Annotated in this window: 8 protein-coding genes and 3 rRNA genes; all 11 read right to left on the bottom strand. The window is 46.9% G+C overall.

Annotated features, from left to right (window positions below; genetic code table 11):
• Nucleotides 1-128: 128 nt before the first annotated feature.
• Nucleotides 129-244, bottom strand: a 5S ribosomal RNA gene (gene rrf, locus LCY76_RS00115).
• 63 nt (nt 245-307) lie between these two features.
• Nucleotides 308-3,244, bottom strand: a 23S ribosomal RNA gene (locus LCY76_RS00110).
• 257 nt (nt 3,245-3,501) lie between these two features.
• A 16S ribosomal RNA gene (locus LCY76_RS00105) occupies nt 3,502-5,051 on the bottom strand.
• The 16S, 23S and 5S rRNA genes sit together here, the layout of an rRNA operon.
• Before the next feature lie 322 nt (nt 5,052-5,373).
• On the bottom strand, nt 5,374-6,462 hold the full coding sequence (locus tag LCY76_RS00100; RefSeq protein WP_248251013.1) for an HD-GYP domain-containing protein: 1,089 nt from the start codon (nt 6,460-6,462) through the stop codon (nt 5,374-5,376).
• Between the two features lie 93 nt (nt 6,463-6,555).
• Entirely contained in the window at nt 6,556-9,081 is a 2,526-nt protein-coding gene (gene gyrA / locus LCY76_RS00095; protein WP_248251012.1) for a DNA gyrase subunit A, read from the bottom strand.
• 124 nt (nt 9,082-9,205) lie between these two features.
• Entirely contained in the window at nt 9,206-11,128 is a 1,923-nt protein-coding gene (gene gyrB / locus LCY76_RS00090) for a DNA topoisomerase (ATP-hydrolyzing) subunit B (RefSeq protein WP_248251011.1), read from the bottom strand.
• A gap of 51 nt (nt 11,129-11,179) precedes the next feature.
• On the bottom strand, nt 11,180-11,449 hold the full coding sequence (gene remB, locus LCY76_RS00085) for an extracellular matrix regulator RemB (protein WP_248251010.1): 270 nt from the start codon (nt 11,447-11,449) through the stop codon (nt 11,180-11,182).
• A gap of 8 nt (nt 11,450-11,457) precedes the next feature.
• A complete protein-coding gene (gene recF / locus LCY76_RS00080) occupies nt 11,458-12,579 on the bottom strand; it encodes a DNA replication/repair protein RecF (protein WP_248251009.1) in 1,122 nt (373 codons plus the stop codon).
• A gap of 14 nt (nt 12,580-12,593) precedes the next feature.
• Nucleotides 12,594-12,806: a S4 domain-containing protein YaaA gene (gene yaaA / locus LCY76_RS00075; protein WP_053356308.1), complete on the bottom strand. Its 213-nt coding sequence runs from the start codon at nt 12,804-12,806 to the stop codon at nt 12,594-12,596.
• Nucleotides 12,807-12,912: 106 nt separating this feature from the next.
• Entirely contained in the window at nt 12,913-14,055 is a 1,143-nt protein-coding gene (dnaN, locus tag LCY76_RS00070; protein WP_248251008.1) for a DNA polymerase III subunit beta, read from the bottom strand.
• A 213-nt stretch (nt 14,056-14,268) separates the two neighbouring features.
• Complete coding sequence (dnaA, locus tag LCY76_RS00065; protein WP_053356310.1) at nt 14,269-15,621, bottom strand: chromosomal replication initiator protein DnaA; 1,353 nt, start codon at nt 15,619-15,621, stop codon at nt 14,269-14,271.

Below are 15,621 nucleotides of genomic sequence, written 5' to 3'. Positions count from 1 at the left end.
AAGGGATTACATGCGGGAATGGAGACTTTACGTGCGACTTTTCACCCTTTACATGCCAAACCCATCATTTTCATAAAAAAACATACAAAAAAGCACTGCTGGAATCAATCCAACAGTGCTTCGTTCGTGCCCGGCAACGTCCTACTCTTACAGGGGGAAGCCCCCAACTACCATCGGCGCTGAAGAGCTTAACTTCCGTGTTCGGTATGGGAACGGGTGTGACCTCTTCGCTATCGCCACCAGACATATTTTGAGGTATATTCCCTCAAAACTAGATAACTTCTTCATCCAAACTTCTGATTATTTTAAGGATAAGCCCTCGACCGATTAGTATCTGTCAGCTCCACGTGTCACCACGCTTCCACACCAGACCTATCAACCTCATCATCTCTAAGGGGTCTTACTCACTTAACGTGATGGGAAATCTCATCTTGAGGGGGGCTTCATGCTTAGATGCTTTCAGCACTTATCCCGTCCACACGTAGCTACCCAGCTATGCCCCTGGCGGAACAACTGGTACACCAGCGGTGTGTCCATCCCGGTCCTCTCGTACTAAGGACAGCTCCTCTCAAATTTCCTGCGCCCGCGACGGATAGGGACCGAACTGTCTCACGACGTTCTGAACCCAGCTCGCGTACCGCTTTAATGGGCGAACAGCCCAACCCTTGGGACCTACTTCAGCCCCAGGATGCGATGAGCCGACATCGAGGTGCCAAACCTCCCCGTCGATGTGGACTCTTGGGGGAGATAAGCCTGTTATCCCCAGGGTAGCTTTTATCCGTTGAGCGATGGCCCTTCCATGCGGAACCACCGGATCACTAAGCCCGACTTTCGTCCCTGCTCGACTTGTAGGTCTCGCAGTCAAGCTCCCTTGTGCCTTTACACTCTGCGAATGATTTCCAACCATTCTGAGGGAACCTTTGGGCGCCTCCGTTACAATTTAGGAGGCGACCGCCCCAGTCAAACTGCCCACCTGACACTGTCTCCGAACCGGATCACGGTTCCAGGTTAGAATTTCAATACAGTCAGGGTAGTATCCCACCGACGCCTCCATCGAAGCTGGCGCTCCGACTTCTCAGGCTCCTACCTATCCTGTACAAACTGTACCAAAATCCAATATCAAGCTGCAGTAAAGCTCCATGGGGTCTTTCCGTCCTGTCGCGGGTAACCTGCATCTTCACAGGTACTATAATTTCACCGGGTCTCTCGTTGAGACAGTATCCAAGTCGTTACACCTTTCGTGCGGGTCGGAACTTACCCGACAAGGAATTTCGCTACCTTAGGACCGTTATAGTTACGGCCGCCGTTTACTGGGGCTTCAATTCAGAGCTTCTCCCGTAAGGGATAACCCCTCCTCTTAACCTTCCAGCACCGGGCAGGTGTCAGCCCCTATACTTCGCCTTGCGGCTTCGCAGAGACCTGTGTTTTTGCTAAACAGTCGCTTGGATCTATTCACTGCGGCTCTCTCGGGCGTTAACCCTATCAGAGCACCCCTTCTCCCGAAGTTACGGGGTCATTTTGCCGAGTTCCTTAACGAGAGTTCTCCCGATCATCTTAGGATTCTCTCCTCGCCTACCTGTGTCGGTTTGCGGTACGGGCACCTCTTTCCTCACTAGAGGCTTTTCTTGGCAGTGTAGGATCAGGGACTTCGGTACTGTAATTTCCCTCGCCGTCACAGCTCAGCCTTCACGATTGCGGGATTTGCCTCACAATCAGCCTAACTGCTTAGACGCGCATTTCCAATCGCGCGCTCTCCCTACCTTCCTGCGTCCCCCCGTCGTTCAAACGGAAAGGAGGTGGTACAGGAATTTCAACCTGTTGGCCATCGCCTACGCCTTTCGGCCTCGGCTTAGGTCCCGACTAACCCTGAGCGGACGAGCCTTCCTCAGGAAACCTTAGGCTTTCGATGGACAAGATTCTCACTTGTCTTTCGCTACTCATACCGGCATTCTCACTTCAAAGCGCTCCACCAGTCCTTCCGGTCTGACTTCACTGCACTTCGAACGCTCCCCTACCACTGTACCTTACGGTACAATCCATAGCTTCGGTGATACGTTTAGCCCCGGTACATTTTCGGCGCAGAGTCACTCGACCAGTGAGCTATTACGCACTCTTTAAATGGTGGCTGCTTCTAAGCCAACATCCTGGTTGTCTGGGCAACTCCACATCCTTTCCCACTTAACGTATACTTTGGGACCTTAGCTGATGGTCTGGGCTGTTTCCCTCTTGACTACGGATCTTATCACTCGCAGTCTGACTCCCGCGGATAAGTCTCTGGCATTCGGAGTTTGACTGAATTCGGTAACCCTGTGGGGGCCCCTAGTCCAATCAGTGCTCTACCTCCAGGACTCTAGCCGCGAGGCTAGCCCTAAAGCTATTTCGGGGAGAACCAGCTATCTCCGTGTTCGATTGGCATTTCACCCCTACCCACACCTCATCCCCGCACTTTTCAACGTGCGTGGGTTCGGGCCTCCATTCAGTGTTACCTGAACTTCACCCTGGACATGGGTAGATCACACGGTTTCGGGTCTACGACAACGTACTATGGCGCCCTATTCAGACTCGCTTTCGCTGCGGCTCCGCCTTATCAGCTTAACCTTGCACGTTATCGTAACTCGCCGGTTCATTCTACAAAAGGCACGCTGTCACCCGTTAATGGGCTCCAACTACTTGTAGGCACACGGTTTCAGGATCTCTTTCACTCCCCTTCCGGGTGCTTTTCACCTTTCCCTCACGGTACTGGTTCACTATCGGTCACTAGGGAGTATTTAGCCTTGGGAGATGGTCCTCCCGGATTCCGACGGGGTTTCACGTGTCCCGCCGTACTCAGGATCCACTCAGGAGGGAACGAAGTTTCAACTACAGGGCTGTTACCTTCTTTGGCTGGCCTTTCCAGACCGCTTCATCTACCCCGTTCCTTTGTAACTCCATGTTGAGTGTCCTACAACCCCAGAGGGCAAGCCCTCTGGTTTGGGCTGATTCCGTTTCGCTCGCCGCTACTCAGGAAATCGCATTTGCTTTCTCTTCCTCCGGGTACTTAGATGTTTCAGTTCCCCGGGTCTGCCTTCTCATATCCTATGTATTCAGATATGGATACCATCCCATTACGGATGGTGGGTTCCCCCATTCGGAAATCCCCGGATCAATGCTTACTTACAGCTCCCCGAGGCATATCGGTGTTCGTCCCGTCCTTCTTCGGCTCCTAGTGCCAAGGCATCCACCGTGCGCCCTTTCTAGCTTAACCTTTAACCGAATCAGCTTTTCAGCTGAATCGTTTCACATGATCGTTAGATCATGGGTCTTGCATAATCAGCGCACAACTAATGAATTAGTTGGCTTTGTTTGGATGTTTCGTTATCTAGTTTTCAAGGAACATGGTCCGTGCGCGCAAAAAAATGCGTCACATAACCTCTATTGTTTGAAAGAAACGATGTTCTTTCAAAACCAAACAAAAGCTCAGGTAAGTTCATGAGGCATCTAAGTGCGCTCATGTCTCCATAGAAAGGAGGTGATCCAGCCGCACCTTCCGATACGGCTACCTTGTTACGACTTCACCCCAATCATCTGTCCCACCTTCGGCGGCTGGCTCCTAAAAGGTTACCCCACCGACTTCGGGTGTTACAAACTCTCGTGGTGTGACGGGCGGTGTGTACAAGGCCCGGGAACGTATTCACCGCGGCATGCTGATCCGCGATTACTAGCAATTCCGGCTTCATGTAGGCGAGTTGCAGCCTACAATCCGAACTGAGAGTGGCTTTTTGGGATTGGCTCGGCCTCGCGGCTTTGCAACCCTTTGTACCACCCATTGTAGCACGTGTGTAGCCCAGGTCATAAGGGGCATGATGATTTGACGTCATCCCCACCTTCCTCCGGTTTGTCACCGGCAGTCACCTTAGAGTGCCCAACTGAATGCTGGCAACTAAGGTCAAGGGTTGCGCTCGTTGCGGGACTTAACCCAACATCTCACGACACGAGCTGACGACAACCATGCACCACCTGTCACTCTGTCCCCCGAAGGGGAAAGTCCTATCTCTAGGATGGTCAGAGGATGTCAAGACCTGGTAAGGTTCTTCGCGTTGCTTCGAATTAAACCACATGCTCCACTGCTTGTGCGGGCCCCCGTCAATTCCTTTGAGTTTCAACCTTGCGGTCGTACTCCCCAGGCGGAGTGCTTAATGTGTTAACGTCAGCACTGAGGGTGGAACCCCCCAACACCTAGCACTCATCGTTTACGGCGTGGACTACCAGGGTATCTAATCCTGTTTGCTCCCCACGCTTTCGCGCCTCAGCGTCAGTTACAGGCCAAAAAGCCGCCTTCGCCACTGGTGTTCCTCCACATCTCTACGCATTTCACCGCTACACGTGGAATTCCACTTTTCTCTCCTGCACTCAAGTTCCCCAGTTTCCAATGACCCTCCACGGTTGAGCCGTGGGCTTTCACATCAGACTTAAAGAACCGCCTGCGCGCGCTTTACGCCCAATAATTCCGGATAACGCTTGCCACCTACGTATTACCGCGGCTGCTGGCACGTAGTTAGCCGTGGCTTTCTGGTCAGGTACCGTCAAGGTACCGGCAGTTACTCCGGTACTTGTTCTTCTCTGACAACAGAGCTTTACGACCCGAAGGCCTTCATCGCTCACGCGGCGTTGCTCGGTCAGACTTTCGTCCATTGCCGAAGATTCCCTACTGCTGCCTCCCGTAGGAGTCTGGGCCGTGTCTCAGTCCCAGTGTGGCCGATCACCCTCTCAGGTCGGCTACGCATCGTCGCCTTGGTGAGCCGTTACCTCACCAACTAGCTAATGCGCCGCGGGCCCATCTGTAAGCGTCAGCACAAGGCCGACTTTCAAAAGAGAAACAGGCGTTTCTCTTTATCATCCGGTATTAGCTTCGGTTTCCCGAAGTTATCCCCGTCTTACAGGCAGGTTACCCACGTGTTACTCACCCGTCCGCCGCTAACCTCAGAGAGCAAGCTCTCTTTGGTTCGCTCGACTTGCATGTATTAGGCACGCCGCCAGCGTTCATCCTGAGCCAGGATCAAACTCTCCAATAAAGTGTTTGATATAGCTCTTAAAGTTTAAAAATTGATGGGATTGTAAAATCCCTGACTTACCTGGCTTTTGTTTGGTTTTCAAAGAACATTTTGTTTGTGCCGCTCGTTTTGGCGACTTTATTAGATTACCATACTAGCATCTATTAAGTCAACCATTTTCCTGAAAAAGTTTTTATCAGAAGTTCGCCTGAAAGAATAGGCAAAACAAGAAGCTCAATAAATATACCACCATAATGGATCTATTGCAAGTGTTTTTTAAAATAAAACTGTGTAAACATGAAAAAAGAGAGTCCCTGCTAGCTTTAGGACTCCCTTGCTTCCGTTATTCAGAGAGAACTTCTTCAATAAAGACATCATTGTTGTCCCTTAAAGAGATAATGGCCGACGATTCATCCAGCTGGATAATCGGTCTCGCAGGATGAGAGTCTTCCTTAAAAACGATAGTTCCTGTCTGGCCGTCCGATAGTCTTACTCTCGTCCCTGCTGAAAAGATAGACAGTCCGTCCGTCACCGCCCGAATGATAGCTGGATCAAACTGGCCGAATTGATCTTTCATCATTAGCTCGATGACTTTAAAAGGACTTAGTTTTTTCCGGTAGGGCCTTTCTGAAGTCATCGCAAGGTAGACGTCCGCTGCGGCAAGGATTCTGCTGTAAGGATGAAGCTTGCTTCCATGAACCTTGAGTGGATAGCCGCTTCCATCCTGACGTTCATGATGCTGCAGGACCCCGAGAAGAACACCTTCTTTTATAGCAGGCAATTTTTTAAGCATGTTATAGCCTTGGATGGAATGCTGCTTCATTTCTTTAACCTCATGAAGGTTCAAGGGCCCTTTTTTCTTTAAGATAGCTGGAGATATTTTGGACATGCCGCAGTCGCACAGCGCGCCTGCCACTCCGATCTGGAGACAGTCCCCTCTTGAGAATCCAAGTTTTTTAGCTATGAAAGCACTAAGTACAGAAAGAGACACTGCATGGTAATACAAATAATCGTCTGTATTTCCCGCCTGCTGCATGTCCTTTAATCCTCCAGGCTGGTCCATTCCTTTTTCCACAACAGGTACGATTGCATTCCTTAATGTAAGCACATCGATTTGAGCACCTGCTCTCCAGTTGATGAACAGCACTTTAAATCGCTTTACGGCTTCGTTATAGAGAGGCAGGAAGGCACCGGGCATCTCTATAGAAGAAACAGGAGATGGCTTGCTTTTTTCAGGAGCAGTCTTTGTTGTCTGTTTATTTTCGGAAGTTTCAGAGACGATTTCAATTTCCCTGATCATGAACAACGATAAAATGTCCAGGTGCTCATCTGTCAGGACAGTATTCTTCTTTATAATCGGATGATTCGTACGGCCGAAATGATCGGTAGCAAGAACTTGGCCGACTTTTGCCGCTGAAGGATGGATTATCATCTTGGTTCCCCGCTTTTTATGTATATGAAATTCCTTTTTCATTTTACATATAAAAAAGAGGAAAATATATGATTATTTTCCTCTTTTTATCAATTATTCTTCTGTATCGTTTTCATTAGAAGCTTCTTCTGGTGCCTGTGTATCTTCGTGGCCTTCCATTTCTTCTTCCAATCCGTCTTCAAGATCTTCATCGAGTTCTTTTTCTACAACCGCAACAGTGGCTACATGGTTGCCTTCGTGCATGGAGATCAATTTCACACCCTGAGTATTTCTTCCCATGGATGAGATGCCGGACATGTTCATACGGATCAGGATGCCGTCAGCGGTAATGATCATGAGGTCTTCATCATTCGTTACCGTTTTAAGCGCGATGATCGCTCCGTTTCGATCGGTGATGTTGCAGGTTTTGATTCCTTTTCCGCCGCGTGACTGCAGACGGTATTCTTCCATTGGTGTACGTTTTCCGTAACCTTTTTTCGTAACGATTAATACATCCTGTGCTTCATCGAGAACTTCCATTCCGACGACATAATCGTCTTCGCCAAGAGTTACAGCTTTTACTCCTGCAGCTGTACGGCCCATTGATCGTACATCATCCTCTTTATAGCGAATCGCCATTCCCTGGCTTGTTCCAACGATAATCTCCTTGCTGCCATCTGTCAGTTTAACACCCATCAGCTCGTCATCTTCACGCAAGGTAATGGCAAACAGACCGCCCTTTCGGATATTAGCAAACTGAGAAAGCGGAGAACGTTTCGTAATCCCATGTCTCGTCATGAAGTTGAGGTACCACGTATCCTCGAATTCTTCTACAGGAATGACAGCTGAAATCGTCTCATCCCGTTCAACCTGAAGCATGTTGACAATCGGAATTCCTTTTGCCGTTCTGCTCATTTCAGGAATCTCATAACCTTTCAGGCGGTACACTTTACCTTTATTCGTAAAGAAGAGGATCGTATTATGAGAGTTTGTTGTAAAGAGATGTTCCACGAAATCATCTTCACCCGTTCCCATGCCTTGGATGCCGCGGCCGCCTCGACGCTGTGAGCGGTAGGTGGAGATGGGAAGACGCTTAATGTATCCCTTGTTCGTCAAAGTAATGACGACATTTGTTCTTGGAATGAGGTCCTCATCTTCAATCATGTCGAAGCCGACGGTAATGTTCGTACGGCGCGCATCACTGAAGCGTTCTTTAATCTCAGTGAGTTCTTCACGAATGATTTCGAGAATCCTTTCCTCATCTGCCAGGATGGCTTTCAGCTCTGCAATGAGAGCGACAAGCTCTTTATACTCATTTTCAATCTTGTCCCGCTCCAGGCCTGTCAAACGTTGAAGCCTCATTTCCAGGATGGCTTGAGCCTGTTCATAGCTTAGAGAGAATTTCTCCATCAAGCCGTCTCGCGCAATCTCTGTTGTTCTTGAAGAACGTATAAGGGCGATGACTTCATCAAGATGATCCAGCGCAATTCTTAAGCCTTCAAGAATATGAGCACGCGCTTCTGCTTTCCGAAGATCGAACTCGGTTCTGCGGCGGATGATGACCTGCTGATGTTTCAAGTAATAATACAGACATTCTTTAAGGTTCAGTACTTTCGGCTGCCCATCGACCAATGCCAGCATATTGATACCGAAGCTGGTTTGCAGCGCCGTCTGTTTATAAAGGTTATTTAAGAGTACATTGGCATTCGCATCACGGCGGACTTCGATGACAATACGCATTCCATTTCGGTCTGATTCGTCGCGAAGATCAGTGATGCCGTCAATCTTTTTATCCCTGACTAATTCTGCGATCTTTTCGATCAGGCGGGCTTTGTTGACTTGGTAAGGAATTTCATTAACGATAATCGTACTTTTGCCGTTCGCCTGTTCTTCAATCTCTGCTTTGGCACGGATAATGATGGAGCCTCTTCCAGTCTGGTAAGCTTTCCTGATTCCTTCACGTCCTAAAATTTCACCTGCTGTCGGGAAATCCGGCCCAGGAATGAATTCCATTAGTTCCGGAATAGAAATATCGGGATTTCGGCTGAGTTCCAAAATACCGTCGATGACTTCTCCGAGATGGTGAGGAGGAATATTGGTTGCCATCCCAACCGCAATCCCGGAAGTACCGTTGACCAAGAGGTTTGGAAAACGGGAAGGCATAACAATCGGTTCACGTTCGGAGCCGTCATAGTTATCCTTATAGTCAATCGTGTCCTTGTTGATGTCACGGACCATTTCCATCGCAATTTTTGACATTCTTGCTTCTGTATAACGCATTGCCGCAGCGGCGTCCCCATCCACGGAACCAAAGTTGCCGTGGCCATCGATCAGCATGTGGCGATATGCAAAATCCTGCGCCATACGAACCATCGTTTCATATACGGCAGAGTCGCCGTGAGGGTGATACTTACCGATAACTTCCCCGACGATACGAGCGGACTTTTTGTACGCTTTATCGGCGGTCATGCCCAGGTCGTTCATTGCATAAAGAATCCGCCGGTGAACAGGCTTCAGGCCGTCACGGACATCAGGAAGAGCACGGCTTACGATAACGCTCATCGCATAATCCATAAATGATGTACGCATTTCCGAGCTGATATTTATTTCCTTCACCCGGGATTGATCTGCTTCAGACATTAGTTCTAACCTCCATTTACTGCATGATCCATAAGAAATTCTCTTTACGGTGCACTCATTTCCTTACAAATAATATCTATAAAAACGGTAAGAGAAACAGGGGTATGCCCTGTTTCCACTGTTGTTAAATATCCAAGTTTTTGACGTAATGGGCATTTTCCTGAATGAAATCACGCCGCGGTTCGACCTTATCCCCCATCAAGATCTCAAAGGTTTCATCCGCTTCCATCGCATCTTTCAGTTCAACCTGCAGCAGCGTTCTTGTTTCTGGATCCATGGTCGTTTCCCACAGCTGAGTGGGATTCATTTCTCCAAGACCTTTATATCGCTGAACTCCCGGTTTTGGATTCTGCGGGATCTCTTTCATAATTCTATCCATTTCTTTATCGTTATAAGCATATTCAATCCGCTTGCCCTGCTGAATCTTATAAAGAGGCGGCTGTGCGATGTAGATATATCCATTCTCGATGATCGGTCTCATATACCGGTAAAAGAACGTCAGCAGCAGTGTACGGATATGAGCGCCATCGACATCAGCATCTGTCATGATGATAATTTTATGGTATCTCGCTTTTGAAATATCAAAATCTTCACCGATACCCGTACCGAGTGCCGTAATGATGGCTCGGATCTCATTGTTTGATAAGATTTTATCAAGACGTGCTTTTTCTACGTTGATTATTTTTCCCCGCAATGGCAGAATCGCCTGAAAATGGCGGTCGCGCCCTTGTTTGGCTGATCCACCTGCCGAGTCACCCTCAACGATGTACAATTCAGATACGCTGGCGTCCTTTGAAGAACAGTCTGCCAGTTTACCGGGTAGAGAAGAAACATCAAGTGCGCTTTTTCTGCGTGTCAGCTCGCGGGCTTTTTTGGCAGCGACGCGCGCACGAAGCGCCATCATTCCTTTTTCCAGTACCCGCTTGGCGATATTTGGATTTTCCAGCATAAAGGTGGAGAACTGTTCAGAGAATAGAGATTCCGTAATCGTTCTCGCCTCAGAGTTTCCAAGTTTCGTTTTCGTCTGTCCTTCAAACTGTGGATCTGGATGCTTGATGGAGATGATGGCAGTCAAACCTTCACGCACATCATCACCCGACAAGTTTGTATCGCTGTCTTTGAACATATTGTTTCGGCGCCCATAATCATTGATGACACGTGTTAACGCAGTCTTAAACCCAGATTCATGGGTTCCGCCTTCATGCGTGTTAATGTTGTTGGCGAAAGAATAGATATTGCTCGTATAGCTGTCGTTATATTGAAGTGCGATCTCTAGAGAGATTCCATCTTTCTCTCCTTCGATGAAGATCGGCTCATGAATGGCTTCACGTGAACGGTTGATGTGTTCAACGTAGGATTTGATCCCGCCTTCATAATGGTACTCCTGTTCGACTGGCTCTTCTTCGCGCTTGTCTCTAGCGATAATCTTGATTCCGCGATTAAGGTAGGCAAGTTCTCTGATCCTTTGAGAGAGTGTGGCAAAGTCATATTCCCTCGTTTCCGTAAAGATTTCTTTATCCGGAACAAAGTGAATGATCGTTCCCCGTTTGTCTGTTTCTCCAATCACGGCCAGGTCGGCCGCCGGAACACCGCGGTGGTACTGCTGATAATGAATCTTTCCGTCACGATGGACGGTTACATCCATTTCACTGGAAAGCGCATTTACAACGGACGCACCAACACCGTGAAGTCCTCCGGATACTTTATAACCTCCGCCGCCAAATTTACCGCCGGCATGAAGTACGGTCATGATGACCTCTACAGCAGGACGTCCCATTTTTTCTTGAATCCCGACAGGAATACCTCGTCCATTGTCCGTAACAGTAATGCTGTTATCTTTTTCGATCGTGACAGTAATCTCATCACAGTAACCAGCCAAAGCTTCATCGATCGAGTTATCGACGATTTCCCACACTAAGTGGTGCAGTCCTTTTACGTTCGTGGAACCGATGTACATTCCGGGACGTTTACGGACAGCTTCGAGCCCTTCTAATACCTGAATATCACTTTCATCATAATGCTGTTCTAATTTCTGATCAGTAGTCATTTTTTTCTTCACCTACATTTCGGTTTCGGGAACAATTTCAAATAAAGCCTTTTATTTTAAATACCAGCTATGGGCAAAATCAATACGTTCTCCTGCCCGTTTTTTCAGTGTGATCGAGGAGAGAGGGGAGATATAAACCTGTTTCTTTGTGATGATAACGGATTTTGGATTTGTGTCGCATAGATTGACCATGCTTTTCTTTTCTTTGTGCTGCCTTAAAAAGGCGTTCATTAATTCCGAGCTTTCAAGAGCATGGTAATCCAGAATAGCTATGATATCTTTTTGCTGGATCACCGCTTCTTCGCCAATATGAAGTAACATGGTTCACCTCACCTTATCCGTTCAATCGAACCTTGTTCGACATGGTACGTTGCCGCCTTTTCCAGCGTTTCGTGATGAATACCTTCCACACTTGTTGTCGTTACAAACGTTTGTACTTTGCCTTGAATGGTGTTCAGCAGATGAGACTGCCTGTAATCATCAAGTTCTGATAAAACGTCATCCAGCAGCAGCAGCGGATATTCCCCGACTTCTGAATGAATGAGATCGATTTCTGCAAGTTTGATCGAAAGCGCAGTAGTCCTCTGCTGGCCCTGTGAACCGAACGTCTGCACATCTTTTCCGTTCACGTGGAAAAGCAGGTCGTCACGGTGCGGTCCGAAAAGAGTGGTCCCTCGTTCTAGTTCTCTATCTTTTATTTTAACAAACTTTTGTTCATAAGCTTCTATCATTTTCGACAATTCTTGCTCTTCACATACCTCAATGGTCGGTTTATATAAAACTTCCAGCCTTTCAAGCCCCCGGCTGATCCCGTGATGGATCGGATCGGCCCAGCTTTGAAGCAGTTTCATATAGCTCATGCGTTTTTCTGTAACTCTTGCAGCAGACTGAATCATTTGTTCAGTCAGGATATCCAGCATGACTCCGTTTTCTTTAGAACGGTTCCGCTGCATATCCCGCAAAAGCGAGTTGCGCTGAGCGAGGACTTTTTGATATTGGGTCAGGTAGTGGAGATATACAGGATTGACCTGTCCGATCTCCATATCGATAAAACGACGTCGCACCTGCGGACTCCCTTTTACAAGATTCAAATCCTCAGGTGCAAACATGACGACATTTAATGCCCCTATATAATCAGTCAGCCTCCGCTGTTCAAGTCCATTGACTTTTGCTTTCTTTCCTTTTTGCGAAATGACCAGGCTTAAACTGAATGGTCCGGTCCTTTTTTGAACCCGTCCTTCTATTTTAGCATATTCTTCGTCCCAATAGATTAATTCTTTATCACGAGGAGTCCTGTGGGATTTAGCCATCGCAAGCACATAGATGGCCTCCATCACATTTGTTTTACCCTGTGCGTTTTCACCAAGAAACACATTCACTTTGTTTTCAAAGTTAATCTCCTGGGACGAATAATTCCGGTAGTTCCTAATGTTTAATTCTTCAATATACAACGGGATACCCCCATCTATCTCGCTACAGTAAATTCACCTAAATCGGGAACAGAAACCGCATCGCCTTCATAAAGCTTTCTGCCTCTGCGATTTTCAGGTTCACCGTTAACCAGCACTTCATTCTCTGCTAAATACCATTTTACCATTCCTCCGCTAGAGATGGCATCTACCTGTTTTAAAAGCTGCTGCAGCGTAATATACTCGGTTGTAATTTTTACAGTTTCCATCGTTACACCCCTTTTATAGCTAGTATTTTCATTTTTATCCTCTTTATGAAAAGGCATAAAAGCTGCCGGATAAAGACCAGCAGCTTTTTATGCGTAATTTATGTTCTTAATACGTTCTGACAGGAAGAATGAGCTGTTTAACTGTCTCATTTTCTACAGGTGTGATAAGGAACGGCCGCATAGCACCTGTAAACAAGACTTTAATTTCTGTACAATCCATCGCTTTTAGGGCATCAATCATATATTTCGCGTTGAACGAAATCTTAAGATCTTCTCCCTCCATCGATTCAGTGATGACATTCTCGTAAACTTTTCCGATTTCCGGTGAGTTGGAAGAGATCTCGACTGTCTGGTTATCCAGGGTGGCCAGCTTGACCACATTATTTCTGCCCTCTCTTGCTAAAAGGGAAGCACGGTCAATCGCCTGCAGGAAATCTTTCGTAGATAATCCGAGTGTTGTTTTGCTCTCACTAGGAAGCAGCTTGCTCGTATCAGGATAATTGCCGTCGAGCAGGCGGGAGAAGAACAATGTATTCTTCGTTTTGAACAGTACTTGATTATCGGTCACAACGATTTGAACGAGTTCACTGGATTCTTCTACGATCTTCGAAAGTTCATTCAGGCTTTTGCCTGGAATGACAACATTCTGAAACGATAATTCTTCCGTGTTGCTCTCAATTCTTGCAGTGCGCAGTGCGAGGCGATGGCTGTCTGTTGCTACACAGCTTAAAACACCATCCTCAAGCTTGATGTTCACCCCGGTTAATATAGGGCGTGTTTCTGACGTGGACACCGCAAAGACAGTTTGCCTGATAATCTGGCGAAGCAGATCTCCTTGAATACTGAACACATTTTGTTCTTCAATCTGAGGAAGGCGAGGATATTCTTCAGGATCCAGGCCAACCAGGCTGAATTCGGATGCTCCCGAACGAAGCTTTGTTTCAAAACGTTCCCCGACTTCGATCTCAACCGTGTCATTTGGCAGTTTTTTAACGATTTCAGAGAAATACCTTGCTTGCAGCACGATACTTCCGGGTTTTTGAACTTCTAAATTGACAGTTCCGTTCTCTTCCATAGGAATCAATCGTTCAATGGATATATCGGAATCACTGCCGGTTAATGTCATTCCTTCACTATGTACGTCCATTTTGATCCCTGTCAAAATTGGTATCGTTGTTCGTGAAGAAACGGCCTTCATTACATCTTGAACACCTTCAATTAGCTGGCTTCGGTTAATTTGAAATTTCATCGTCATCCCCCTGAACATTTTCATTTTGAAATTGTGTTATATTATTCATTTTTTTAAATAAAAAATAGTCGTAGTAATAGTAGGGCCTGTGAATCTGTGGATAACCGCAAAAAGTTAAAGGAAGAACAGCCTATCCACATGTGGACAGACTGTGTATAAGCATGTACCGGTTATTCACAGTATTCACAGCAAAAACAGGTGCTTATAGAGGCACTACGATTTTAACTGATCGTGAATTTCCTTGATATTCTTTTGCAGCAGCTGGTCGGAAACCATTAAGTTTGAAATTTTCTCATGAGCGTGCAGGACAGTCGTATGGTCCCTTCCCCCAAATTCTTCGCCGATCTTAGGCAGTGAATTGTCGGTCAGCTCCCTTGCGAGATACATGGCGATCTGTCGAGGAAAGGCAACAGACTTTGTCCTCTTCTTGGCAGTGAAATCTTCAAGCTTGATATTATAATGCCTGCCGACAATCTCTTGAATATGATGAATCGTGATCATACGCGGTTTAGAGGAAGGAATGATGTCCTTCAATGCCTCTGCTGCCAGATCCGCATTCATATCCTGGTTAATAAGAGAAGAATAGGCAACAACACGGATCAAAGCCCCTTCCAGTTCACGGATGTTGGTGTCGATTTGATTCGCGATGTAAAGCATCACTTCATTTGGAATGTCCAATCCTTCTGCTTTCGCTTTTTTACGAAGAATCGCAATTCTCGTCTCGAGGTCCGGCGGAGTGATATCTGTAATCAGCCCCCATTCAAAACGGGAACGGAGCCTGTCCTCTAATGTAGGAATCTCTTTTGGAGGACGGTCACTTGAAATAACAATCTGCTTGCTTTCTTCATGAAGAGCGTTGAACGTATGGAAGAATTCTTCCTGAGTCTGTTCTTTTCCCGCCAAAAACTGAATATCATCAATCAATAGAACGTCAACACTCCTGAATTTATTTCTAAATTCGACAGTTTTGTTGTCACGGATCGAGTTAATGAACTCATTTGTAAACTTTTCAGAGGACAAATACGCCACTTTGGCATTGGGTTTATGGTCGATCACATAATGGCCGATCGCATGCATCAAGTGGGTCTTCCCCAAACCTACGCCTCCATAGATAAACAAAGGATTATAGGCTTTGGCGGGAGCTTCAGCCACCGCAAGAGAAGCAGCATGGGCGAATCGGTTCCCTGACCCGATAACGAACCGGTCAAAAGTGTACTTCGGATTCAGCATGCTTTGTTTCACTTCTTCTTGCTGCTCCACATTTACTTTTTGTGTTTTCTTTAACACTTTTTCAAGGTCAACTTCTTCTTCCATCTGATTTTGAGGAATGATGAATTTGACATCCAGCGCAGCACCGGTTACATCCTGGAGGGTTTCCGAGATCAGGGTGGAATAACGGGATTCCAGCCAGTCCCGGGCAAACTCGTTCGGTGCAGTAATGATAAGCGTATCATTTTGCAGTGCATGTGCCGCTGTGGACTTCAACCATGTCTCAAAGCTGGGCTTACTGACCTTCTTTTCCATGGCAGCCAGTGCTTTGTTCCATAGGTCATTAATATTTTCCAC

This window comes from Fictibacillus marinisediminis (assembly GCF_023149135.1).
Classification (GTDB): Bacteria; Bacillota; Bacilli; order Bacillales; family Fictibacillaceae; genus Fictibacillus_C; species Fictibacillus_C marinisediminis.
The sequence above is the reverse complement of the archived record's forward strand: the minus strand, read 5'-3'. Positions and strand labels throughout refer to the sequence as shown.